The organism is Rhodothermales bacterium, from assembly GCA_041391505.1.
Classification (GTDB): Bacteria; Bacteroidota; Rhodothermia; order Rhodothermales; family JAHQVL01; genus JAWKNW01.
In genome coordinates this window covers 311,257-337,149 of sequence record JAWKNW010000004.1, presented here as the reverse complement: position 1 = coordinate 337,149, position 25,893 = coordinate 311,257, and the positions used below count along the sequence as shown (strand labels likewise).

Annotated in this window: 15 protein-coding genes and 1 tRNA gene; 4 read left to right on the top strand and 12 right to left on the bottom strand. The window is 65.0% G+C overall.

Features of this window, described 5'->3' with window-relative positions; translation table 11 throughout:
* Window positions 1-5: 5 nt before the first annotated feature.
* Window positions 6-1,136, top strand: coding sequence for a Na/Pi symporter (locus R2834_06570; GenBank protein MEZ4699975.1), 1,131 nt, complete (start codon window positions 6-8; stop codon window positions 1,134-1,136).
* Window positions 1,137-1,271: 135 nt separating this feature from the next.
* A tRNA-Leu gene (locus R2834_06565) sits at window positions 1,272-1,355 on the top strand.
* A gap of 152 nt (window positions 1,356-1,507) precedes the next feature.
* Here the strand turns inward: R2834_06565 and R2834_06560 are convergent.
* From R2834_06560 to R2834_06550, 3 genes are all read right to left on the bottom strand, one after another.
* Entirely contained in the window at window positions 1,508-2,797 is a 1,290-nt protein-coding gene (locus tag R2834_06560) for a hypothetical protein (GenBank protein MEZ4699974.1), read from the bottom strand.
* A 124-nt stretch (window positions 2,798-2,921) separates the two neighbouring features.
* On the bottom strand, window positions 2,922-5,303 hold the full coding sequence (locus tag R2834_06555; GenBank protein ID MEZ4699973.1) for an alpha-L-rhamnosidase N-terminal domain-containing protein: 2,382 nt from the start codon (window positions 5,301-5,303) through the stop codon (window positions 2,922-2,924).
* Window positions 5,304-5,407: 104 nt separating this feature from the next.
* Window positions 5,408-6,172 carry a hypothetical protein gene (locus R2834_06550; protein MEZ4699972.1) on the bottom strand — a complete coding sequence of 255 codons (765 nt, stop codon included), beginning with the start codon at window positions 6,170-6,172 and terminating at the stop codon, window positions 5,408-5,410.
* A 537-nt stretch (window positions 6,173-6,709) separates the two neighbouring features.
* Between R2834_06550 and R2834_06545 the strand changes: the two genes are divergently transcribed.
* Window positions 6,710-8,878: a PQQ-binding-like beta-propeller repeat protein gene (locus tag R2834_06545; GenBank protein ID MEZ4699971.1), complete on the top strand. Its 2,169-nt coding sequence runs from the start codon at window positions 6,710-6,712 to the stop codon at window positions 8,876-8,878.
* Between the two features lie 120 nt (window positions 8,879-8,998).
* Here the strand turns inward: R2834_06545 and R2834_06540 are convergent, their stop codons facing one another.
* The 5 genes from R2834_06540 to R2834_06520 form a co-directional block, all read right to left on the bottom strand.
* Window positions 8,999-9,757 carry a hypothetical protein gene (locus R2834_06540; protein MEZ4699970.1) on the bottom strand — a complete coding sequence of 253 codons (759 nt, stop codon included), beginning with the start codon at window positions 9,755-9,757 and terminating at the stop codon, window positions 8,999-9,001.
* A gap of 308 nt (window positions 9,758-10,065) precedes the next feature.
* Window positions 10,066-11,742, bottom strand: a complete 1,677-nt coding sequence (locus R2834_06535) for a carboxylesterase family protein (GenBank protein ID MEZ4699969.1) — start codon at window positions 11,740-11,742, stop codon at window positions 10,066-10,068.
* 320 nt (window positions 11,743-12,062) lie between these two features.
* Window positions 12,063-13,595 (bottom strand): GMC family oxidoreductase, encoded by a 1,533-nt coding sequence (locus R2834_06530; protein MEZ4699968.1) that lies wholly within the window; start codon window positions 13,593-13,595, stop codon window positions 12,063-12,065.
* Window positions 13,596-13,723: 128 nt separating this feature from the next.
* Window positions 13,724-14,911: a serine hydrolase domain-containing protein gene (locus R2834_06525; protein MEZ4699967.1), complete on the bottom strand. Its 1,188-nt coding sequence runs from the start codon at window positions 14,909-14,911 to the stop codon at window positions 13,724-13,726.
* Between the two features lie 62 nt (window positions 14,912-14,973).
* A complete protein-coding gene (locus R2834_06520) occupies window positions 14,974-15,582 on the bottom strand; it encodes a plasmid pRiA4b ORF-3 family protein (GenBank protein ID MEZ4699966.1) in 609 nt (202 codons plus the stop codon).
* A gap of 269 nt (window positions 15,583-15,851) precedes the next feature.
* Here R2834_06520 and nhaC point away from each other — a divergent pair, with 269 nt between their 5' ends.
* Window positions 15,852-17,279, top strand: coding sequence for a Na+/H+ antiporter NhaC (gene nhaC, locus R2834_06515; GenBank protein ID MEZ4699965.1), 1,428 nt, complete (start codon window positions 15,852-15,854; stop codon window positions 17,277-17,279).
* 110 nt (window positions 17,280-17,389) lie between these two features.
* Here the strand turns inward: nhaC and R2834_06510 are convergent, their stop codons facing one another.
* From R2834_06510 to R2834_06495, 4 genes are all read right to left on the bottom strand, one after another.
* Window positions 17,390-19,279 (bottom strand): FG-GAP-like repeat-containing protein, encoded by a 1,890-nt coding sequence (locus R2834_06510; protein ID MEZ4699964.1) that lies wholly within the window; start codon window positions 19,277-19,279, stop codon window positions 17,390-17,392.
* Between the two features lie 47 nt (window positions 19,280-19,326).
* Window positions 19,327-21,480: a PQQ-binding-like beta-propeller repeat protein gene (locus tag R2834_06505; protein ID MEZ4699963.1), complete on the bottom strand. Its 2,154-nt coding sequence runs from the start codon at window positions 21,478-21,480 to the stop codon at window positions 19,327-19,329.
* 48 nt (window positions 21,481-21,528) lie between these two features.
* Window positions 21,529-23,712 (bottom strand): PQQ-binding-like beta-propeller repeat protein, encoded by a 2,184-nt coding sequence (locus R2834_06500; GenBank protein ID MEZ4699962.1) that lies wholly within the window; start codon window positions 23,710-23,712, stop codon window positions 21,529-21,531.
* 177 nt (window positions 23,713-23,889) lie between these two features.
* Window positions 23,890-25,893 carry an FG-GAP-like repeat-containing protein gene (locus R2834_06495; GenBank protein MEZ4699961.1) on the bottom strand — a complete coding sequence of 668 codons (2,004 nt, stop codon included), beginning with the start codon at window positions 25,891-25,893 and terminating at the stop codon, window positions 23,890-23,892.

Genomic DNA, 25,893 nt, shown 5'->3' with positions numbered 1-25,893 from the left:
ATCGTATGACGGACGATTCCTCTTCCTCCCTGCCTCAAGGCGCGCTCACCGCGCTCCGTATCCTGGCGCTGCTCGGCATCCTGATGCTCTTCTTCGTCAGCCTCGAGATGATGAGCGACGCCTTCAAGCTGATGGGCAAGGGCTTCGCCGAGACGCTGCTGAGCACGACGTCCAGTCCGATCATGGCGCTGCTGACCGGCATCCTCGCGACGTCGCTCGTGCAGAGTTCCTCCACGGTAACGTCCCTCACGGTTGCGCTCGTGGCCAGCGGCACGCTGTCGATCGAAGGAGCCGTGCCCATCATCATGGGCGCGAACATCGGAACGACGGTGACGAACACGATCGTGTCGATGGGGCACATCACCCGCAAGGACGAGTTCCGCCGCGCCATGGCCGGCGCGACGGTGCATGACTTCTTCAATTTGCTGGCCGTGCTCATCCTGTTCCCGCTCGAACTCCTGTTCGGCGCGATCTCGCGGCCGGCGGCCATGCTGACGAGCGGTCTGGCCGGCGTGGGCGGCGCCAGTTTGCTGAGCCCGCTGAAGGCCGTCATTAAGCCGATCACCGGGTTTCTCATCGGGTTAATGAACGAAGTCGGCTGGCTCGTGCTGGTCGTCGGTCTCGTGTTGCTGTTTCTGGCGCTGCGCTACCTCGTCGTGCTGCTCAAGCAAATGATGATGGGGCGTTCCGAGCAGATCCTGCACAAGTACATCTTCGGCTCGCCGATGGCCTCGATGGCGTGCGGCCTGGTGCTGACGGTGCTGGTTCAGAGTTCGTCGGTGACGACGTCCGTCGTGGTCCCGCTGGTGGGCGCCGGCATCCTGACGGTGCGTCAGATCTTCCCGTACACCCTCGGCGCGAACGTCGGCACGACGGTGACGGCGCTGCTCGCGGCGCTCGCCCTGGCGGCGTCGGGCGAGGTGGCCGCGCTGGCCGGCCTGACGGTGGCGTTCACCCACGTACTGTTCAACGTGTTCGGGATCGGGATCATCTACGGCATCAAGCCGATCCGCGAGATTCCGATCCGCATGGCCGATTTCATGGGCAAACTGGCGTATACCAACCGCGTCTACGCCTTTCTCTATCTCGTGGGGCTGTTCTTCCTGCTTCCGCTACTGCTGGAGCTGGTGCTCTGATCGCAGGATTGGTTCAAGGATAGCATGTTCAATGTTCAAGGCTGGTTCGATCACGCCTTGCACATTAAACCTGCTACCCCTGAACCAGCACAACGGAACCGTTGTGCTGGAGATCGGGTTAGCGCCATCCTCCCTGCCCGGGTGGCGGAATTGGTAGACGCGCTAGACTCAAAATCTTGTGCTCGCAAGGGCGTGCGGGTTCGAGTCCCGCCCTGGGCACCGAGACGTAAAAGCCCCTGGACCATCTCGGTTCAGGGGCTTTTGTTATGCTGTGGCGTAACTCCGTCTCTGCTGGCACCCGGCCTGGATGGTGACAGCCGCCCGCGCGCACCGCGGTACTCCAGGGCTGCCTCCCGAGCACGGCATGCGGCTTATCGGGATTGAGCCGCCAGCCATTCCATGATCGTCGCCGGCCGACCATCCACCATCACGGGGCTCCCATCATAGTCCTGCCGCGCCAGGTTGGCGTGGGAATAGATCCAGCTCCAGTGACCCGGGTACCGGTAGCCCTCACCTCCAAAAAAACCGGTGATATCCACGACGTGATCGTAGAACGTGAAGTGGACGTTCGGAGCCCCCGCCTTCTTCAACCGGGTATACACGGGCACCACCGTTTCGTCCGGAACCGTTGTTCCGTCGTCTTTTGACTGGATGAACCAGATGGGGATCTTCTTTATCCGGGCTATCTGGGCATCGGTGAGGTAGGCGTCCCGAAACGCGAGGGCACTGGGAAAGGCGGCGGCAAAAAACGTCGGGTATTCAATGAGCAGCTTGAGGGTCATGTAGGCGCCGTTCGAACATCCCCCTACATAGATGCGATTGCGGTCCACCTCCGGATGCTTCGCGATGAAGTCGTCGATAAGCCCCTTTACGGCCTTGAAGTAGATGTCGTCCACCTGACCGCTGGTCGAGCCCTGGCCGCTGTCCATCCAGCGGGTCGGGCTCTGCGGCACGAGCACAAAAGCGCCGCCAAAGATGGCCTGGAGGTCGTCCGAGGCGTAGTTGGCCGCCCGGTTGGCGATCAGGGGGATGGAGGGATCGACGCCCCCTTCGCCGCCGCCGTGCAGCCAGATGATCAGCGGGGCCTTGCCCTGAACGTTTTGGGGACTGTACGAGGCGTAGGACATGGTGATGCCGTGCCCATCCGAGTACCTACCGGAAAGATCGAACCGATCGATGAGCGGCATGTACCTATTGACTTCCCGACTCCAGACCATGCCCTTCGTCTCATCGCGGATGGTCATCGCGTAGTCGATCCAGCTGTTGCCGTTGCAGCCTTCCCCGCGGGAATACTGGATCGGCGAACCGATGGGCAGATTCGGCGCCACGGCGAGCACGAGCGTGATGTGGTCACCCTCTTCCACGCGCGTCCCCCGGGCATCGGACACATAGCCCCCGATGACGGTCCGGCTGCCGAGCACCTGACTCGCGGGGATGGTCGCGCAGTCGGACGAACGCCGCACCATCACGCTGTAGACGCTCCAATCGACGGACGCAACCGGCTCCTCAAGGGCCAAGATCACCTTGTTTACAGCCGGCCCCCAGTCATACCCCTCAATGACTACCCCGTACGCGCCATCGGTCGGAGGTTGGGTGGCGAGCGCACTGTTCATCGACATCCAGCACGCCGCGATATACAGGAGCAATGTGAGCTTTTTCACAGGACTTCAGATTGTGTGAAGGCGACATAAGCGGTAAATCCGATGCGTTCCATTAAAAAAACAACGCATCGGTATAACAAACAAGCACGTCTCGCCGGCCCCGGGTGATGGAACAGGTGGGCTTTTACAGCGACAGCGTCTGCCGGCCCGGGCGCAGCATCGTTCGCTGGCCGGCCCACACGAACGAGCCGCTCAGCCCGTCGGGCAGGACGATTTCGGCCTGCACGCCGGCCGTTCCCCGGCGCTCCAGCTTCACCCGGATGTCGCCCTGCTCGACCGGCAAGACGCCTTCCGCCCGTTTCAGGGGACCGAGCGCCGGCGCGATCTCGACCGTCGCGAACCCGGGCGACGCCGGCCGGATGCCGAGCACGGTCGCCAGGAGGCCGTAATTCGGGTGAGCCGCCCAGGCATGCGAATCGGACCGCGTCGGCTCGGGGGTTTCGGGGGTGGTGGTGAGCCCCATCGCGAGCATCTCCTGCCAGGGGGCGAGCTGCTCGATGTAGCGGTCGGCCATGCCGGCTTTGCGCAGCGCCTCAAAGACGTAGAAGCTGTAATAGTAGGTCGATTGCGTCAGCGACGTGTCGGCCAGGACGCGTTCCATGACGGCGTGCTGTTCGGCGGCCGGCACGGCGTCGGTCAGGACGGCCATCACGTTGGTCTGTTGGCTGAAGGCGTCCGACTCCGGCGCGTCGCGGAAGAGGCCGCGCTCGGCCACCCAGGCGCGGGCGCGGACGTCGGCGATGCGGTCGGCGGCGAGGGTGCGGTACCGTGCTGCGGCGGCCGGCAGGCCGAGCGCGTCTTCCAGATCGGCGGCGCGCTGCAGGGCGTAGACGTACTGGAGTGTGATCATCGCCGAGTGCCCGTCGTTGGCTCCCGGGGGCCGGCCGCCCGGCCAGGCCCAGTCGACGTAAGGCCACCAGGGCAGCGGCTCCATCATCCCGGTATCGTCGATATAGGCTTCGAACCAGGCGAGTACACTCTCGATGCCGGGTACGAGGTTACGGACGAAGTCGGCGTCGCTCCGGTACATCCAGTAGTCGTGCACCATCGCCACGTAGAGCAGCGAGAACGGCGGGATGTACTGACCCAGCTCGGAGGGATACCGGCTGTTCGTGATGCCCTCGGGGATGCGCGACAGGTTAAAATGCGTGATGGCCTGCCGCATGAGGCGGTCGTCGCCGCTCATGTAGAGCGTCATGAGCGCCTGGATGCGCGTGTCGCCGATGTACTGGAGCTGCTCGTAATAGGGCGTGTCAAAAAACGTCTCCCAGGCACAGAGTCGGGCGCCGCGCCAGTTCATGGTCCACACGTCCGCCAGCCAGGGCAGGTCGCTATCGAACCGGGCTTTCAATTCAAACGGATACCCGGTAAAGAGGCCATGAAGGTCGTGGATGCGCAGCGGCTGATCGGCCGTCTTCACGTCGAGTTGCACGTAGCGGTAGGTCCGGAACCAGAGCGTCTGGAAGCGCCGATGATCGCCCCCATCCGGATGAAAAACGTCACGCACTCCCGCGATGCGCTTGCCCTCGAGCTCGTTGCGATTGCCCTTGCGTCCCTGCTCGTCCTTGCCCGACTCGGCGTAGGTCAGTGTGATGGTGCTGCCGGCGCCGGCGCTCGTTTCGAGGATCGCGTAGGCATTGGTCAGATGCCCCTGATCGAGCACGAGCGAGGCCTCCGTATTCGGCGGAATGACGAGATCGCCGGCGCCCGTGAGAAATCCCTCGCCGGCGGCGACGCCTTCCGCGCGGCGGACGCGGGCGAAGCGGACGGGCGCCTCCTCCATCGGCGGGATCGTGCGCGGCGTCAGCTGCCAGGCGCCTGCTTCCCCGTTCGGGTGCTGCCCGCGTAGCTGTGTAAATCGGGAGCCGAAGCCCTGACCGCCCTGCGCCTGCGGCCAGGCCGTGTCGTCGAATCCAGCGGTTTCCCATCCCCAGGGATACCGGGCGCCATCCACCTCCTCGCCGGGCGGGGACGCATAATATCCCCCCACATCGCGAAATCCGATGGCGATCGGCGCATAGGCCGCATCGGCGAAAACCTTCCAGGTCGCGTCCGTATTGATCACCGCTTCGGCGGGGCTATTCCCTTGAAGCAGGAAGCCCGTCCGATACGAGTGCTGGGCCACCGGGCGCTGCGAACCCCAGTTCCACACGAGCGCGGCGATGACGTTGGAGCCGGCGTGCAGATAGGGCGCGAGGTCCACCGTTTCGTACCGCCAGTGCATCAGATCCGAGCGCTGAGGGCCGGAAGATACAGGCTCCCCGTTCACGAACAGCCGGTAGCGGTTGTCCGCCGAGACGTGGACGATGAACGCGGCGGGCGCCGCGGCCAGTTCGAAGGTGCGGCGGAAGTGATAGACACCGAAGGCCTGGAGGTCGGCATCTGGCGGCGCGATCCAGGCCGCAGCGGGTGCGCCCTCGAACTGGGTAGCGCGGCGTTGCTGAGCCCGGGCGGGTTGCACCAGCGCAATCGACAGAAAAACGAGAAGCAGACGGACGGAGAGCATGACGGAGGCGGGATGGCTATGCGCTTCGCAATCTAGCCATGCGGTCCAGCGGATGCAACCGCGGGCCCCGGGTCGGCGCGTCCTCGCCGGGCATCCCTTAGCGCCTAAAACCGGAAGGCATAAAGCAGGCTCACGTTCCACAAAAAGTCGTCGCCGGCGATCTCGCTGTCGATCGTCTTGTTGACGATGGCCTGGAGCGACAGCGGGAAGTCCGCCATGTCCAGCGAGAAGCGGGACATCACGTAGAATCCCTGGTCGCCCACGATACGCAGATAATAGATCTGAGGAACGAGGCTGAAGGTGAGCCGGGGAGCGACCGGGACATTGACCAGTCCGAGGTTGAGGCCCACGTAGTGGGTATTGCGGTTCGACGAGGGATCGATGCCGTGCGAATACAGATAATACGTGCCGAGGGTGACGCGCGGCGCCGGGGTATAGTTGAAGGTCATCTCGCTGGCCAGATAACGCCGCGCCTCGATCACATCCTCGGGGGTCCCGTCCGAATCGAAGGTCCGCGTCCGGAACGACAGGACCGGCTGGGCGCCGAAGCGCAGGTTGACCTTCTTTTTCTGGATGGCGCGGTAGCGCCAGCGGAAGATGAACGACCACGGTTTCCCATCCTCCAGTGCGACGCGGAACTGTGGTTCGAAGCTCAGCCGTTTTCCGCTGACGATCAGGTCGACCGTCGCCGCCGGCCTCCCGAGCGTGAAGGACGGGATGGTTGAGATGCCCTTGTTGGTCACCGTCAGCAGGCCGGTGTAGGACCTGACCGATCGGGAGCTGTCCGTCACCTGGGCGCCGGCATTCGCGGCGAACGCAAACAGCACGGCGAACAGGACGCCGTTCGCGGCAAACCCTTTTTTGTTCATGTGATTGTGCGGCCGGCGCTCCGCTCCCGCGCGTTGGACATACCGCGTTGCCCGTAGGGGTAGTCTGTGGATGGACGCATCGTCCGGACTGGACACGCGATCCGGGCAACCAGCCGAGTCGGCTGCCTTGCCTGACGCAAAATCGCGCGGGGCGGGAGGTACCGGCAAGAGGCTGCTGTGATATTCCACAAAGCTTGTTATCGGCCCGGGGAGCCGGGCGAGCACTGGGAAAGCAGACTGCCTTCAAGGATCGACCCTGCGCTGGGCGTTTTCCGGGTAACGTGCGACGGGAGGCACCTGGCACTTCAACAGAGCATACCAACGGCTTTCTGGCCATCCTCCCTTCAAGGATATCACCCGGGTGCGCAAGACCACCCGGACCGGCAAACGTTAAGAATGTCAAATCTTCGTCATCGCGCCGTCAAGCGCATGTAAAAGATCGCCATTGTAGCGGCTGGCGTCTATTTTCGGTAGCGCTTCCCTTCTTTCTGCCCGGGCGTCTTGCTGCCTGAGCCTCACCCCACGAACCCCATCCGTATGATGCGCGTGAACCCCTACCGATCCACCTTACCCCTGTGGACGGTCGCCGCCCTGATCTTCCTCGCCGGCTGCGCCGACAACTCGTCGCCCTATGCATCGTGGAGCATGTACGAAGGCGACGCCGGCGCGGCGCACTTTTCTTCGCTCACGCAGATCGACCGATCGAACGTCAAGGATCTGGACGTCGCGTGGACCTACCCCGCCGGAGACAACGGTCCGTCGGGATTCAGTCCGCTCGTGGTCGACCGCATGATGTACGTCGTCGCCGATAGCGGCGCGCTCGTGGCGCTGGACGCCGGCACCGGCAAAGAGCTATGGGTCCATTCCTTCCCGCGGGCCGGGCGCGGCGTGCGCGACCGCGGCCTCCTGTACTGGGAGAGCGCCAACCGCTCGGACCGCCGGCTGTTTGTCCCCCGCGGCAACCTGCTCTACGCCATCAACGCCGAAAATGGCGAGGGCATCCCCTCATTTGGCCCGGACGGCGCGATCGACGTCCGGGAAGGCATCTCGCGCGACCCCGAAAAAATCCGCGCGACGCCCTCCTCCCCCGGCATCGTGTTCGAAAACCTCGTCATTCTCGGCTCCGGCCCCGGCGAAGGCTACGGTTCGGGCCCGGGCGACATCCGGGCGTGGGACACGCGGACGGGCAAGCTCGCCTGGGTCTTCCACACCATCCCCCATCCCGGCGAATACGGGTACGACACCTGGGAGAACCCCGAGTCCTGGAAAACCGCCGGCGGCGCCAACGTCTGGGGCGGCATGAGCGTCGACGTGGAACGCGGCATCCTGTACCTGCCGCTCGGCTCGGCCACGTACGACTTTTACGGCGCAGACCGCCTCGGCGCCAACTTGTTCGCCAACTCGCTCGTGGCGCTCAACGCCCGCACGGGCGAACGCATCTGGCATTACCAGACGGTCCATCACGACCTGTGGGACCTCGACCTGACGGCCGCGCCGGTGCTGTTGACGGTGACCCACGAGGGGAAGGAGACAGACATCGTCGTGGAAGCCGGCAAGACGGGGTACGTGTACGTCTTCGACCGGGTAACGGGCGAGCCGCTGTGGCCGATCGAGGAGCGGCCCGTCCCTCCATCCGACATGCCCGGCGAGGAAGCCTGGCCCACCCAGCCCTACCCGACCTGGCCCGAGCCGTTCGGCGTCCTCTCGTTTACCGAAGACGACGTCAACCCGTACATCCCCCAGGAAGAACAGGACAGCCTCCGGCGCTACGTGGCCAGCATGAACAACCTGGGGCTCTTCACGCCCCCGAGCACGACCCCCACGATGCAGATGCCGGGCAACAGCGGCGGCGCCAACTGGGGCACGACCGCGGCGGACCCCGAGAACGGCATCTTCTACATCCTCAACAAAAACTTCCCGACCGTCCTGACGCTGGAGCGTGAGATCCCCGGCGTCCCCGGGCCGGACGCCTTCCCGCCCGAGCGCGGCGCCTTTGTATACCGCCAGAACTGCCAGCTGTGCCATATGGCAAACCTGGAAGGCCAGCCTCCGCTCATCCCGTCGCTGGTGAATGTGATGGATCGGCTCAAGCCCGAGGAGGTGCGCCAGCAGGTGCGTGAGGGCAAGGGGACGATGCCGGCGTTCCGCGACCTCACCGATCAGGAGGTGAGCAGTCTGATCTCCTACCTCTCGTTCCCGGAATTCGCGCCGCCACCTCCGCCGCCGGCGACGTCTACGGGGCCCGAAGAAGGCCCGGTGCGTTATAAAACGGGCTACGGCTATTTCCTCGCCAGCATCGGGTATGCGATCAAGCCCCCGTGGGAGACCCTGACGGCCTACGACATGCATACGGGCAACAAGATATGGGAGCGGCCGGTCGGGGATGTGGAGGCGCTCGTCGAGCGCGGCATCACAAATACCGGCTCCGTCGGGATGCGGGGCGGGCCGTCCGTTACCGCCGGCGGGCTCCTGTTCGTGGCGACGGACAAGACCTTCCGGGCCCTCGACAAGGATACGGGCGAGGAGATCTGGACCCACCGGCTGCCCGGCCCCGTGCAGGGCATCCCGGCGATCTACGAAGTCGACGGCAGGCAGTTTGTCGTGATCGGCGCCGGGCCGGCGGGGGGCAGCATGCTGTCGGCGCTCACCGGCGCGCCGGCGAACCCCCTGCCCCGGAATTACTACGCGTTCGCGCTGACGGAGTGAAGCCCCACACCTGTCATGAGAACATACCACAACGCTCCTGCATCGATACGATGCAGGAGCGTTGTTTTGTACGGACAGTCTGAACGGATGCGCATCCATATGCGCACAAATGCAACCCGTTTATCGGGCATACTGGATGTGATAGAGGTTGTCTTTGTGCGCCAGCGCGTATTTCTGGGCTTCCATCAGCGCTTCAGGATGATCCTTCATCACCCGGGCGAGCAGCGACTCCCAGGCGGTGACAAACGCCGCATGATCTTTCGTGCTGATGTACCAGCCTATATTCCACTCATCTCCCCAGGCGTGCCGAAGATCACCCCATCCGTAGATGAGGCCTTCAGCCAGCATGGCATTTAACGCCGGCGCCATCGCCGTGTCGAACAGCTTGTCGATAGCCGGCACGTCGACCTCTTTGACCATCGCCAGATTGGACATCATGAAACGGGGTGGTGCTTCCCCAGCTGCGAGCGGACGACCGAACGCCTTTCTGACCAGGAACTGGTTATCCTTGTGGGCCTGGAGGTACTGCATCATTTCAGGCACGCCGTCAGGAAACCGCTCCATGATACGTTTGGAGAATTCAGCCCAGGCGCTCACGAACGATGCGTGATCCGCGGTCGTGAGGTACCAGTTCCAGTTCCACTCGTCCCCCCATTCATGCGTGAGAATGCCCCAACTCATGATGATCTGTTCCTCCACCATGGCATCGAGCACGGGACGCATGATGGAGTCGGCCAGTTGATTTAACCGGGGCACGTCCAGCCCCGCGACCTTGTTCTGATGGAACATCAAGAATCCCTGCGGCGCGGCAGCATCCTGAGCGAGGCTGACGGACGAGAGCGCGACGAGGAGGGTGCAGCAAGCAATCAATCGTTTCATGGTGTTGAGCGACAGGTTTATGAAACAGTAAGAAAGTTCGCACAAACACTTCTATCACAACATTGCAGCAATACAGAGCTCATCCAGCGATGTCGCATTCATCGATTTCAAAAAAACGCGCTGGAAAAACACATTAGAACAGCCAAAAAAGTGTGAGAGATTCGGCAACCCGTCTTGGATAGTCAACGGCACACGATACAGGCAGCAACATCGTTACATTACAGCCGGATGTTATCCGAAGGGATAGCCTGAATAAAAAAGCTCCCGAACCTGAGCGGCCCGGGAGCTTTTTTACGACATGATGAGGATTAGGACAGTAGCCTCCGCCCTTCACGGTCGGGATCGTTCATCACCGCGCTCTCGTCGTCGAGCACCATCACCTCGCCCTGCTCCGGTGTGAAGGCCGGCCACGCCGGCAACCCGCCGCCGTTGGGGTCGCCGGTGCGCATGAAATTCAGCAACGACGCCGACATCTTGTTCGACAGCATGCGCGGCCGTTTGCCGCCGCCGGTGTGCGTGAGCATCACGTCGGTGTTGGCGTACCAGAAGCAGATGTCGAGGCAGTGGAACGAGCGCATGCGGCCGTTGAACATCGGCGGCTGCCACCCGAACCAGGCGACGTAGACCGGCGCGTTCTGGCCGGACTTGGCCGTAGCTGTGTCGACGACGCCCTGGCGATTGCTGGAAACGAGGGTGACGATCTCGAACGGCGTGGCTTGCGGGAAGGCCCGGGCGTATCCGTCGTACACGGAACCCGCCTTATCCCCGAGTCCGCCGCGGAAGCCGGCGCGTTCTCGGAGCATGGCGATCGCCTCATCCTTCGACATCTTCTCCATAGCAGGGTTGACGCGGCTTGCCGCCCATTCGTGGAAGGTGCTGCAAATCAGCATGGGCACATCCGCCGACAGGCCGTTCGCGTCGCCGAAGAAGTTCGATTTCGGGATGTTGATCCCGTCGGCTACGGGGCCGAAGCCGGCGCGGAAGCCGGTCACGCCTTTCTCCTCGCCGTATTTCCGCGCGGCGCGGGAGGCCAGCAGGAGGTAGTCCTTCCACGGCATCTCCTGGAGCTTGTCGATCTCGGAGGCCTGCAGGCCGGCTTCTTTCAGGATGTAGGCGCCGATGCCGCGCGACGTCTCCTGATCCATGCCCTGGAGCGTGGAGCCACTGAGCGGGACGCCTTTGTGGAGCAACCCTTTCGCCGCCGGCATGCCCATCAGCGTGCACACCTTCGCGCCGCCGCCGGATTGCCCCATGATGGTGACGTTCCCGGGGTCGCCGCCGAAGTTCGCGATGTTGTCGCGCACCCATTCCAGCGCGGCGACCATATCCAGCGCCCCCACGTTGCCCGAGTGCGCGTATTTGCTGCCGCCGACGCCCGAGAGATCGGAGAACCCGATCGGGCCGAGGCGGTGGTTGATCGAGACGAAGACGATGTTGCCCGTGCGGCTCAGGTTCGCCCCGTCGTAGCCGTCCTGTTCGACGGCGTTGCCGTTCGTGTAGCCGCCGCCGTGGAGCCACACCATGACCGGGCGTTTGCCGCCGTCGTTGAGGGCCGGCGTCCAGACGTTGAGGCGGAGGCAGTCCTCGCTGACATCGTCGTAGTTCCAGTGGTCGGCATACGAGGCCCAGACGTTATCGTACCGGCCGTCCATGATTTGAGGAGCCGTATCGCCCCACCACACCGCCGGCAGGACGCCATCCCACGACGCCGGTTTTTGCGGCGGCATGAAGCGGTTGGCCCCGCCGGTGTCCGCGCCGTAGGGGATGCCCCGGAAGTGGTAGGTGTCGCGCAGGATGAAACCCTGCACTTTGCCGTATACCGTGTCGGTGATGGCGATGTCGTCGCCGATGTAGAGGATCTGCTCGTCGTCTTCTTCGGGGACGCGGGCGTCCCGTTCGCGGGCGCCGAGGGTCACCGGACCCAGGCCGAGGCCTGTGGTACCGGCGCCCAACACCTGCAGGAAATTGCGTCTACTGGATTGCATGATGGTCTCCTGGTGCGCGTGTGGTTGACAGGTTAGTTGATTTACGACTTTCCAACGACAATTGCGAGACGCGCGCCATAGCCTATGCCGAAGTATGGGGCAATGGGGGATAGCTCTGTCATCCTGAGCCGGCACGATGGAATCGGGCCGTGTCGAAGGACCTCCCGACCCATTCGCGACGCCCTGTATCGTCGTTGGCGCGTGTGATTCGGGAGGTCCCCCCGCGTTCGCGAGAGCGGGCTTTCGACACGCCAGTCGCGAGCGACCGGCGGCTCAGGATGACTGGGTGCGCGGGTGAACGCAAACGCTCAACAGACGCCTCAAAACATCCCCTTGAGATGATCCGACAGCCGGAGTGTCATCGCGAGGAGGGTCAGCGTCGGGTTGGCGGCGCCGGCGGTGGGGAAGACGGCGGAGCCGGCGACGTGCAGGTTATCGATTCCGTGCACGGCGCAGTGTAGGTCGACCACCCCCTGTTTCGGATCGGGATCCATGCGGGTGGTGCCCATATGGTGCCAGCCGGCGCCGAGATTGGCCGGCCACATCGGTTCGTCGGTCAGCAGCCAGTCGCTGAGCTGCATGCGGCCGATGCCGGCCTTGCCGATTTCGGCGGCGAACGTCTCGTGCAGCTGGCGGATCGAGCGTTTTTCCAGGTCGCCGATTCGCCAGTCCAGCTTCACCCGGGGCATCCCGAGGGCATCCCGCTGGTCGCCGAGCATGATCCGCGAGTCCGGGTTGGGCGCCTGCTCCATGCGGACCTGCATTACATACTCCGTCCGCGGCGCTTCCTCCACCGCCGGCGCGTTGGCCTGGTTCTGTACACGCGACAGGCGCGACTGACGGTCGCGGACGTTCTGGACGGCATCCGCCGAAAACCCGGTGACGCCGCCGGCGGCGTTCGGGGCGGCCTGCGCCCGGACCGCCGAGGTCCCGTTGAGGATCCGGAGTTCGCGTTGTTTTTCGGCCGTGATGGCCATCTCGGCGAAGTGCTTCGATACGCCGAACTGCGTGAGATACAGTTTCATCGGCAGCGGCTGCGTCAGGACCATCCGTGCCGAGATCACCTCCAGGTGCTCCATGAAGTAGCGCCCGACCCGATCCGCGTCGTTCCCGAGGCCGCGCGGCGCCTGCCGGTTCGAGGCGAGCAGCAGCCGCGCGTTCTGGATCGCCCCGCCGGCGAGCACGAAATGCCGGGCGCGCACGCGGTGCGTCTTACCCTCGTGGGAGCGGATTTCCACCTCCTGCACCTGCGACACGTTCTCATTCGCCCGGATGTCGGACACATTCGCGTACGTGAGCAGATGGATGTTCTTCGACCCCACGACGGCGTCGCGGTACACGGTGCCGAAGCGCGTGGGCGGGCTCAGTTGCCACATCTTGGCCCAGACGACGGAGCGGTCGAGCGGCAACTCGACCAGCCCGGGGTCTTCCGCCAGGTACGCCGGCGTGTCGAAGGTCCGCTTGCCAACCTCGACGTAGGCGCAGGCGCGGGCGTAGTAGGGGTCGAGTTCGGCGCGCTTGATGGGCCACCCGCTGTTCGGCACCCAGTCGCGCGGCTCGAAATCCTGCGGATCATAGACCGACGACCAGCCGCCCCAGTGCCCCGTCGTCCCGCCGAAATAATGCAGCCGGGACGATTGGAGCGGGAAATACGGCTGCCCGACGCTCTCGCCGGTGTAGAGGTCTTGCATGGCGTACTCGACATCGAATCCGCCGCCTTCGAGCAGGATGACGCGCTGCGGCGCGCCTTCCCATTCCAGGGCCATGCTGATGCCGGCGGCGCCGGCGCCGATGATGCAGAGATCGCCTTCGATCAGGCTGCCGTTTTCGAGGGTGCGCGCGTCGGTGTGCATGGATTTCGGGGCAGGTTGAAACGATCGGATACGATATCCTGCCGGCGAAATGGGGTACGCCGGCACCCCCAAAGTACTTCGGATGCGCATCAGATGCCACGCCCGCCCACAGCGAGAACACGGCCCGGTTATGCCGGCGCGACCAGTGCCCGCACGATCTCCTCAAACGCCGGTACGGCGCCGTTGTCGGTGTTCGCCACCAAGATCAGCGAAGTCCGCGAGGCCGGTATGTACACCCAGATCGCGTTGAAACCCGGCATGCCACCGCTGTGCCACACGACCGGCTCACCGAACATATCCGTCAGGTTAAACCCGAGTCCGTACCCGCTTCGCTGCATGTATCCCGGCATCGAGGCCGGCGGCGATCCGGGCGGGGTGTACATCGCGTCGTAGACGGGCCGGCCGTCTCGCACGTGCGCATAGGCTGTCATCTCGTCCAGCAGCGAATCGGCCACCAGTTCGCCATCGAACAGGGCGCGCGACCAGACGAGCATGTCGCGTACGGAGGATTCCAGCCCACCTGCAGCCCCGAGCTGCGCCGCCGGGAAATCGACGGCCTGGAAAGAGGATGTGGCCAGCGAATCGCCGGCATCGACGCGTGCATGCCCCCGGGCCCGGGGCACCGCAGCCTCCTCGCCCCATAGGCCGGTTTCTCGCATCCCGAGCGGCTCGAACACCTGCTCATCCAGATACATGAAGACCGGTTTCCCGGTCACGGCCTCGACGATCTCGCCCAGCAACACGTAGTTGCTGCTGGCATACGCGAACTGCGTCCCCGGTTCGACCAGATACACGGTGTTCATCCGCGCCAGATAGCGGTGGGGCTCGGGTTCACGCGCCCAGGTGTCGGGGGTCCCTTCGGGCAGGCCGCCCATCCACCAGTCGGCGATGCCGGAGGTGTGCGCGAGCAGGTCGCGGACCGTCACCTCGCCGGCGCGAGGGAAGTCAGGGAAGAAGCGTTCGATGGGGTCGTCGAACCGGAGCAGGTCGGCTTCCACGAGCCGCGCGATCGCCATCGCGGTAAAGGGTTTGGTTACGGAGGCGATGCCGAAACGCGTTTCGGGGCGGACGGGCGCTTCAGCTTCCACATCGGCCACGCCGTAGGTTTTCACGAACGGGACGTCGTCGCCGATCTGAACCGCCACGGCCACGCCGGCCGTATGGCCGTTCAGGACCAGGTCCTGGACCAGCCGATCAACGGTTTTAATGGGGCCTTCCCCGCGATGGTCCGACTCGGAATGGGCAGGCGTGGTCGCGTCCCGGCAACCGGTGAGGCCGACGAGCAGCAGGAGCGCCGCGATGCGATAGGAGGTCATAACAGGTGCCCGAATTTTTTCATGCTAGAAAACTAGCACTACGCCACCCTATCGGGCAGGTTTCACTCGTCGCCGAAGGCAAAATCCCAGCGTTCCTTCGGGTCGTCGAACTGGACTTCGGTCGGGTCGAAATGCGCCGGATCGAAATCCTCACCGAGCCATTCGCGCGTCGAGGCGTGGTCTTCGTGTTTCGGGTCGGCGAGGACGGAGAGCATGTCCTGATAGCCCCAGACGCCGCCGCTGTCCTCGATGGGGCAGGCGCGTTCGCCGGCGACACAGGCGGGATAGTCGAGGCCTTCCTCGCGGTCCTTGACGAGTTCGAACTTGAGTTCGTGCACCCAGCCGTCGCCGAAGTCGTATTCGTAGGCCACGATGGCGCCCGGTTTCATCCAGTCGGACACGCGGGTTTCCCATCCGGGCGTGACGTTTTCGCCCCCCATGTCGTCCTCGACGGGGATTCCGATCTCGGTGACGACGCCGGTGGAGGGATGCGGTACGCGGAAGGCGTGGAGGTGATAGTCCTCCCACCCCATCGCGTCCTGTATGGCGACGTGGAGGTCCCAGAACGTATAGGTGGGGGGAACGAGGATACGCCGCCAGATGGCTGGCTTGACCCCTTGCAGGGTGATCTTGAATTGAAAGACGCGATCGAGCGAAATCGAGTCGGGCATGGACGGTCGCGGAGCTGTGGACGGATCTGTGGAAGCATACAGCATGCAACCGGCTGGTGCAACCGTCGCCGGGCGAAAAAGAAACCCGAAGGGTCTCGAAGACCCTTCGGGTTTGCGTCCTGAGCGATAGATACCTCCGTACGAAAATAACGATGCCGATCGCGGACCCGCATCGACGAGATCGGCTGTAGGGCTATGGAGGCCGGCGTACAGGTGCGACTCATGGCCGGGTGTCGTATCGTGCGGTGTTTCTCCAGCCAGCGAATTGCATGACCGACCACCCCGCACCGGCTTCGTTCTCCGAAGCGTTGCTACCCATCCTCGGCCTGCTGGGCCTGATCGTGTACGGACTGATGCTCCGGCCCGCCCTGTTCGGCCAGCCGCCGATGCCGCTCGAAGTCCTCTTCATCCTCGCCGCCAGCCTGGCCACGGTCGCGCAATTCGTGCAGGGCCACACCTGGGAGGCCATCCAGACGTCCATCGTCAACAAGCTCGCCAGCGCGCTGCCGGCGTTTTTCATCCTGTTCGCCATCGGCCTCATCATCGGGAGCTGGATCGTCAGCGGCACGATCCCGATGCTGGTCTACTACGGCATCCGGATCATCAACCCCACCTACCTCTACGTGCTCGCCTTCGTGGTGCCGGCGATCTTCTCGACCCTCACCGGCACGTCGTGGGGCTCGGCCGGCACGATCGGCGTCGTGCTCATCGGGATATCGGGTGCGGTGGGTGGGCACATGGGCATCACGGCCGGCGCCGTCATCGGGGGGTCGTATTTCGGCGACAAGCTCTCGCCCCTCTCGGACACCACCAACCTCGCGGCGCTGGCGGCGGACGTCGACCTGTTCATGCACGTCCGCTCGATGCTGTACACGACGGTCCCCTCGGCCGTGCTCGCCGCCCTCATTTTTACCGCGATGGGGTTTGTCTATCCCCCGCACGCGTCGGCGGCGGACCTGAGCGCCATCGAACCCTTCCTCGCCGAAATCCGGTCCCTCTTCGCGTTCAATCCGCTGCTGCTGCTCCCGCCGGCCATCGTGCTCTACGGTTCGCTCAAAAAGAAGCCGACCATCCCCACGATCCTCTCGTCCGTCCTGACCGCCGCCCTCCTCGCACTGCTCTTCCAGCGCTACACGGCGACCGACGTCATCCAGACGCTGTACAAGGGGTTCCACACCGACATGGCCGTGTGGGCGCCGGCGGTTTCCGAGCGGGTGCAGATTCTGATGAACCGGGGGGGCCTTTACGCGCTCAACGAATCGATCACGGTCGCCTTCATGGTCTTCATCTACATCGGCGTGATCGACAACATCCAGGCCATGCCCATCGTCGTCGGCCGGCTGTTCCGGTTCGCGCGGTCGCGCCCGAGCGTCATCCTCGCCTCCCTGGCCGCCACCGCCGTCACCAACGCGATGACGTCCAATCAGTACGCAACCAGCTTCGTCGTGGGCGATGCGTTCAAATCGAAGTACGATGCGCTACGGATTCCCCGGCAGGTCCTCTCCCGCTCACTGGAAGACGCCGGCACCATGATCGAAAGCATCATCCCCTGGACGACCACGGCCGTCTTCATGGTCGGCGCGCTCGGCGTACCCTATGCCGACTACTGGCACTGGCAGCTCCTCACCCTTATCAACCTCGTCGTGGCGCCGGCCCTCGCGATCCTGGGTATCGGGTGTTTTTACGAGGATGAATAAATAACTGCTTTGGCACACGCCGGCGCTCCGGTGATCAGATGCGGGATACGCGATATGCAGCGGAATGAGCACATCCAGCATCGAGCATCCCGCATCTGACGGAGCGGCTCTTATTGCCCTGTCGGCTTGCCCCAGAATACGAACGTCCCGCGGGTGCCGGAGGTCAGGATGTCGATGGCGCCGTCGCCATTGATGTCCTTCGCCTTGGCCTCGGATCCGACGCCCGATTTATTGTGGACGAGGTGCGGGATGAAGGCGACGCCGCCGGGCGCGTCGGGCCGGCGGACGGTCTGGTACCAGTAGATCACCGCTTCGCCGTCGGGATCGGGGTCGACCATCGTGTCGAGGTGCGCCCAGTGCCGTTTGCCGATGATGAAATCCATGATGCCGTCGCGGTCGACGTCCGCCAGGATGGCGCCGGCATGGGGTTCGGAGAACGTGACGCCGCCGGCGTTTTCCGTCGAGAAGTCGCCCATGATATGGTGCTTCTCGAAGGAGATCTTTCCGCTGGCGTCGCGTTGCTGTTCGTACCAGGCGAGGCCCCAGGCGTGCGCGCTGAGGCTGGAGACGACGTCGTTCAGCCCGTCCCCGTTGAAGTCGTACACCGAGATGGCGCCGCCGCCGCCGATGAACGTGGCGGATTCACCGAACAGCTGCTGGTGGTACACCCAGTTGCCTTTGGCCGCGTCCTTCGCCGGCTGTTCCCACCACCCGGTGGCCTGGAGGATATCCACGCGCCCGTCACCGTTGATGTCGCCGGCGCCCACGCCGTGGATGCTGCACCCGTTGAACTCGAACACGGGCGCAGACACCTTCGTCAGCTTCCAGGGTCCGGTGGGATTTGCGGGATCCACCTTGCCATAAGAGACGCGGCTTTCCCGGTCGACGTACACGAGTTCTTCCTCGCCGTCGCTGTCCACATCCGCCTGGATGGCGATCTCGCTGCAGACGTCGGGGATGACGAGCACCCGCTCCCAGCGCCGGCTTTCGCCTTTCGGGTTGATGAAGAGCGCGAGCGGCCGCATCTCGGACACGATGATATCCGGCCAGCCGTCACCGGTCCAGTCCTTCGCGAAAGCGAGCATGTGCGGCGTGTATTCGACGCCGGGGTTGTAGGTGCGGGACGGGAAATACTCGCGGCGACGGCGGAAGTCCGGGCCGAGGTAATAATAGGGGCCGGCGACGAGGTCGTTGACGCCGTCGCGGTCGATGTCCGCCGCGTCGACGCCCCAGGAATAGTGGAAGTCGGCCACATGCTGCATGGCGAAGCGGTCCGACAGGTGCTCGGACTCGACGGTGTACTGGATCCAGTCCTTCACCGCCACATCGGTAAACGCGACGCTGCCCGAACCGACATACAGCGCGATCGGACCATACGCCTGCGGCATCGTTTCGCGGGGCGCGAAGATGCCGGCGGCGGCGGATTCGGGCGTCTGTGGCACCGCAGTGCCGCCGGGGATCGAACGGCGGACGCCGTTCAGGTGATTCTGGATCTCGTTGGCCCGGATAAAGATCTCGATGGTGTTCCACGCATCCCGCTGCAGCGGGCTCGGCGCGGTGCGGACACCGTTATCGCCGTCGTTGGCCTCGCGCGCCAGTTCGCGCGACGTGATCTTGCCGTTCCGGTCGAGCATCACGCGATAGGGCCCTACGTCGTCGTCCTTCAGCGAGATCAGGATGCCTTTCATGCCGTCGCCGGATTTTTCGAGGCGGAGCAGCACGCCGGCGTCGCAGGCGCCGGTGCATCGAAAGCGAGTGAACACCGCGACATCCTCATAGGACCGGTCGAACACCAGCGCGCCGCCGCCCGAGCGGGCCGTCCCGGTGATGGTGCCTTTCTCCGCTTTCCATTCCGCCCCACCGAGTGGACGCCACGCGGAGAGTTGCGAACCGTCGAAGAGATAGTCCGGCACAAAATCGGGGGCGGGGCTCTGCTGCGCGCGCGCCGGCAACCCGATTAACGAAGCGATAACAAGTATCCAGTTCAAACGGTAGCGCATAAGATGCCTCGCAGAGGGTTGATCGTGTGGTTGAAAGGGATGGAGGGTCAGGGCAGTGCGAAGGCCATGTACCCCGGCTCGATCACGGCGCCGGGGGGCATTCGGGCGGCAGGCACCGCGTTCACCGCCACCACGACATACTGCTTGCCATCCACCTGGTAAACGGAAGGGATGCCCTGGCCGATGCCCGGCAGGGAATGGGACCAGCGTAGGGCCCCGGTATCCTTATCGAATGCGTAGATCTTTTCGGCGGCGGACTGGAAGATCAAGCCGCCGGCCGTGACGGCGGGGCCTCCGCGCACGCGCATGCCGGCGCCGGTGCCCGTGATGCCTTGCTCGGCCAGCCACCATACCTCACCGACGGGCACCTGCCATTTGATGACGCCTTCGTTCATGTCGTAGGCGGTGAGCCGTAGCCAGGGCGGCTTGATCGCCTGCACGCCTTGCGAATCCACGATGTGGATCCATCCGCTCTGGTAGCGTTCGGGCAGGTCGTCTTCCGCCCGGGCATTCGCGCCGGGGGTCAGGGCGAGGTCGGGGTTGGAGAGGTACGAAAACAGCGCGGTCATCTCGGCCTCGGTAAGCTGGGGCCAGGCCGGCATCTGGTTTCGGCCGCCCCGAATCACCGCGTTGAGGTCCACATGCGACAGCCGCTCGGTGACGCCGCGCAGCGACGGGATGCCGCCGGCGGGCTGGCCCTCCAGATCGGGGCGATGGCAGATCTGGCAGTACGCCTGATAGACGGCCTGGCCGCGGTCCACGATGGTGCCGCCGGTGCCGATCGCGGCGGCGGTGACGGCCTCCAGCTCGAGGACGGAAGGCAGGTTGTCGCCGAGGACGTAGAAGGTCCCGTCCCGGGGGTCGCCGGCGGTCGAGCCCCAGTTCGCCCCGCCCCGGTTTCCCGGGATCTGGAGCGTGGGCCGGGTGCCGGGCGGCGTATACATGCCGGTCACCACCATCGACCGCAGCAGGTGCTGAATGGAGTCGCGGTCGGCGAGGGACAGGTACGGATTAAGATCCTCCTCGGTGTTCCATTCGAGCGGCACGAAGGGCGCCGGCTTCGCGGGAAACGGCTGCGTCGGCCAGGCCTGCTCGCCCGGCATCGGCGAGGCCGGCACAGGGCGCTCCTCGATCGGCCAGAGCGGTTCGCCCGTCTCGCGGTTGAAGGCGAACACCATCCCCGTTTTGGTCGCCTGCGCCACGATGTCGAGCGGCTTTCCGTCGCGCTGGATGGTCAGCAAGACCGGCGAAGCGGCCAGGTCGTAGTCCCACAGGTCGTGATGGGTGGTCTGAAAGTGCCAGATACGCTCGCCGGTGCGCGCATCCAGCGCGACGAGGGAGTTGGCGAAGAGGTTCTGCCCGGGGCGGTCGACGCCGTAAAAGTCGTAGTTGGCGGAGCCCAGCGGCACGTACACGATCCCCCGCTCCACATCCACGCTCATGCCGCCCCAGGCGTTGGCGCCACCCCCCTTTTCGGGCCGGCCGGCGGGCCAGGTGTCGTACCCGAATTCGCCGGGTTGCGGCAGGGTATGGAAGATCCACTGCTGTTTGCCGGTCCGCACGTCGAACGCGCGGATATGCCCCGGGCCGGCGCGGTAGCCCTCGCCGGGCGACGACCCGAGAATGACGAGGTCCTCGAACACGACGCCGGGCGACGACGAGGTGGCGCGGGCCATCGTTTCCGGGGGGATGCCCAGGCCGTACCGAAGATCGACCACCCCATGCTCGCCGAACGACTCGATGGGCTCGCCCGTGAGGGCGTCGAGCGCCACCAGGTTGTAGCTGCCCCGAAAATGGAGGAGGCGGCGATCCGAGCGGTCCTCGTTTTCCCAGTACATGAAGGCGCGCCCGGTCATGCGGCCGGCCGGCGTGCTCGGGTGGAACCACACGCGGCGACCGGTGCCGGCGTGCAGCGCCATGACCGACCCGCTGTCTCCCACGGCGTACAACAACGAGTCGACGACGATCGGATTGTGGATCACCGCGCCGGGCGTCGGATGCATCCAGGCCACCTGCAACCGATCCACGTTCGATCGGTCGATCTGGTCGAGCGCCGAGAAGCTGGTCGCGCCCGGCTCCGCCTCGAAGCGGGACCAGCTATAGAACCGCCGATCGAGCCCCTGATCCTCCGACGCGCAGGACGCCAGCACCAGGGGCGAGATCAACAGCAAGCCGCATACAATCCATCGAAGGTCGGTCATGTGCCGGCAATGTGCCGCAAAGGATATGGATGTCACGAAACGTTCCACTCAGTCAGTTTCCGGAAGCGAATACACGATGTAGGCGGGTTTGCGCGGGCGTGTGGGCTCCGGCTGGCCGAATCCGCCCGCCGTGGCGATGGCCACGACATACTGCCGGCCGTTGACTTCGTAGACCGTCGGGATCCCTTCGCCGATGCCCGGCAGCTCGGAGCGCCAGAGCACCTCGCCGGTCGCGCTGTCGTAGGCCCAGAAGGTCTCGCCGGCCATCTGGAAGATGAGCCCGCCGGCGGTGATCGCCGGCCCGCCGCGCAGCCAGTTGGCCGCGCCGGTGTTCGTGATGCCTTTCTCCGCCAGGTGCGGCACCTCGCCGATCGGCGCCTGCCATTTGATGGCGCCGGTGTTCATGTCGTAGGCCGTCATCCGGAACCACGGCGGCTTGATGACCGGCACCCCCTTGCTGTCGAGGATGTGGTTCCAGCCGCTCTGGTAGCGGACGGGCCCCTCGGGCCGGCCCGTCGTCAGCGCCTCGCCGGCGGTCAACGCCAGGTCGGGGTTGGCGAGGAAGGACTGGAGCGCATCGAATTCGCCGTCGCTCAGATTCGGAAAGCCCGGCATCAGCCCGCGGCCGCCCTTGATCTGCTGCTTCAGGATGTCGTGGCTGAGGCGGTCGGTCACGCCGACCAGCGACGGGATCCCGCTCAGGGGCTGCCCCTGCAGGTTCGGGCGGTGGCAGATCTGGCAGTTCGCCTGGTAGATGGCCTGCCCCTGGTCGAAGATGGACTCGCCCGTGCCGACGGCGCCGGCGGTGATGGGCTCCAGCATCAGCACCGACGGCATGTTGTAGCTCAGCACGTAAAAGGTGCCGTCGCGCGGGTCGCCGGACGTCGAGGCGAAATTGGCGCCCCCGCGATTTCCCGGCACCTGCAGCGTCGGCCGGGTGTCGGGCGGCGTGTACATGCCCTTGTAGACCATCGAGCGCACGAACGCCTCCAGCGAATCCCGGTCGCGGGCGTCCATGTGCGGGTTGAAGTCCTCGACCGACAGGGTCAGGGGGATGAACGGTTCGGGTTTCGTGGGGATGGGCTGGGTCGGCCAGGCCTGCTCTCCCGGCATGTCCGATCCCGGCACCGGCGTCTCCTCGATCGGCCAGAGCGGCTCGCCCGTCACGCGATCGAAGGCGAACACCATCCCGGTCTTGGTGGCCTGGACGACGATGTCCAGCGGCCGGCCGTCGCGCTGCACCGTCAACAGGACGGGCGTGGCGGTCAGGTCGTAGTCCCAGAGGTCGTGATGCACCGTCTGGAAGTGCCAGAGGCGCTCGCCGGTCCGCGCGTTGAGCGCCACCAGCGAATTGGCGAAGAGGTTTTGCCCGTGGCGATCGACGCCGTAGAAGTCGTACGTCGCGGAGCCGAGCGGCACGTAGGCGATGCCGCGTTCGACATCCACGCTGATGCCGCCCCACGCGTTGGCGCCCCCGCCCTCGTCCGACCGCCCTTCCGGCCAGGTTTCGTACCCGAATTCGCCGGGTTTGGGCAGCGTATGGAAGATCCATTCCTGACGCCCGGTGCGGACGTTGAACGCGCGGATGTGCCCGGGGCCGGCGGCATACCCTTCGCCGGGCGACGAGCCGAGGATGATGAGGTCTTCAAAGATGGCGCCCGGGCTCGGCGACGATCCGCGCTGGACGCGCAACGGGTCGATGTCGAGCCCCTGCCGGAGGTCGACCATGCCGCTGTCGCCAAACGAAACGATCAGCTCTCCGGTCAGCGCGTCGATGGCCGTCAGCGTGTTCGTGTTGGCATACATCAGCAGCCGGCGGTCGCTGCGGTCCTCGCTTTCCCAGTACGTGATGCCATGCTCGAAGTAGCCCCTCGGCAGGCCGAGCAGCGTCACGGTATTCGGGCTTCGGTGCGACCAGATGCGCCGGCCGGTAGCGGCATCGAGGGCCTCCACCGCGTTCGAGTCCCCGAAGACGTACATCATCGAATCGACGACGATCGGGTTGATCGAAGCCGCCCCGGGGGTCTCGTACGTCCAGGCGACGGTCAGCCGGTTGACATTGGTGCGATCGATCTGGTCGAGCGCGGAGAAATGCGTGGCGCCGGGCTCCGACTCGTAGCGACGCCACTCGTAAAAACGCGGGTCGAGTTCGGTGGTAGACGGCGAACAGGCCGCGGCCAGCATCGCCAGCGCGGCCAGTCCGGCCAGGGGTAGTTTGGTCGTGGACATCATACAGGATGAGCGGGGTATAAAACGAGGGCCGGCAACCGACATGGGCCGCCCCCGGAATCAGGCCTTTCTTGAAAATCGCTCGGGTGGCCCCGGGGCATTCAGGGAACCTTCAACACCGCGTCGAACCCTGAATTCGGGTCGGGATACACGCGGTCTGCCGGCTTTTCCAGATAGAACCTAGCGTTTGCTGATAAAGACATTCGTTCCCCGGCGCGTCGCGGTCAGCACGTCCGGCAGCCCGTCGTTGTTGAGGTCGGCCGTGACCATGTCGGTCCCGACGCCCGAGTTGTTGTTGATCAGCTCGGGCACGAAGCGGGCCTGGCCGTTCTCGCGCACGAGGCGGAACCAGTAGACCACGGGTGCGCCGAAGGCATCCGGGTCGGTCGGGTTTTCGCCGAAATGCGCCCACCAGCGTTTGCCGGTGACGATATCCTGCAGCCCGTCGCCGTCGATGTCGGCCACGGCGAGGGCATGGAGCGCGGCGAAGACGACGCCGTTGTTCGGATGGGCGAAGTCATCCATGATCATGTGTTGCGTGAACGAGATCGTGCCGGCCGCGTCGCGTTTCTGCTCGAACCAGGCCAGGCCGAAGCCATGGCCTTCGAGGCTGGTCACGATATCGTTCAGCCCGTCGCCGTTGACATCGTAGGCGTAGGCGCGGGCGCCGCCGCCGCCGCCCTGCTGGGATCCCCAGCGGCCAAACGTCTCGGGATGGTACGTCCACGGCTGCCCGTTCGGCGTCGCCGGCTGCTGCCACCACCCGTAGGCCTGGATGATGTCCTTGCGCCCGTCGCCATCCACGTCGCCGGTGCCCAGTCCGTGCGCATACATCGCGCCCCACGGTCCCTTCTCGGTGACGGGGTGGAAGGTCCACATCTTCGTCGGGTCCGGACCCGGCTCGGCGTACCCGATGAAGCCGCCATCGGTGTAGACATACTCCAGCTGGCCGTCGCCGTCGATGTCATCCGCGAAGGCGACCTCGTTGTCCACCGACGGGATCACCATGTATTTTTCCCAGCGGTGCACGTCGCCCTTGCCGGGATTCACATAGAGAAAACCCGGACGTCCCGGCTCGCCGGTGTACAGGATGTCCGGATACCCGTCGCCGGTGAAGTCGCCGGCGGAGGCGAGGAGCGGATCGGGGTACGAGGTGGGCGAATAGGTTTTGGGGACGAACAGTTCGTGCCGCGTCGTGAATTCGGGCCCCATGAAGATGTTCGGCCCGGCGATGACGTCCATGTTGCCGTCCAGATTCACGTCGGCCGCGGTGATGGCTTCGCTGTAGAACATCGCGTCGAGCTGCTGCTTCCGGAAGCGCGGCGACGTCACCTCGACCGGCTGGGCGTTCTTGACGTCCATCGGCTTGACACCGACGCCGCGGAACCGGATCTCGGTGCCGGGAGGGCCGGAAACGAAGAGGCCCACCTGCCCGTGGGCGGTGCGGGCGGCGGCGGTCACGCCGGCTTCCATGGTGCCGGCGCCGTTGAGCAGGCCCCGCAGCGACGTGCCCACCGAATGGATCTCGGCGCGGTTCCAGGAATTGTCGAGCTTGAGCGGCTCGATCCCCTGCCGGCCTCCGAGCTGGCCCGGGTACAACAGGCCCAGGCCCGGATACTCCGCCCGGAAGTCGAGCATGCTCATGGGGTACGGACTCGGACTCGGCTCGATGCCCGACCGCTCGACGAGCTTTCCGCTCGGATCGAGCACGATCTGATGTCCCCCCACCTTCCCCTCGCCGAACGAATAGAGCACCGCGCTGGTGCGATCGCCCTCGGTTTGCGCATGGATCACGATGCCCGGCTCGCAACCGGGGCCGCACCGAAAGGATGCCGCCACGGCGAGATCCTGGCTCGACCCATCCAGCAGGAGCAGCGCGCTGCCGCCGGGCCCGACCAGGCCGATATATTCGCCGTCCTGCACGCGCCACCGCCCGCTCTGCTGGCGGGTGCCGTTGAGGCTCGTGGCGTCGAACACCCGGGACGGCATAAACGTCTGGACATACGTCGCATCGAGGGTCGGGGCGAGCGCCGCGGAGGCCGAGGGCGGCTCGGCCGCCTGTTGGGACAACAGCATCGAGATCGGAATCGTCGCCTCTTTCTCCTTGTCCTGCGCCCAGCCCCCCCGCGGGAACAGGAGCGCGATCAGCGCAACGACAAAACCACGGAAGAACATCGATTTCAT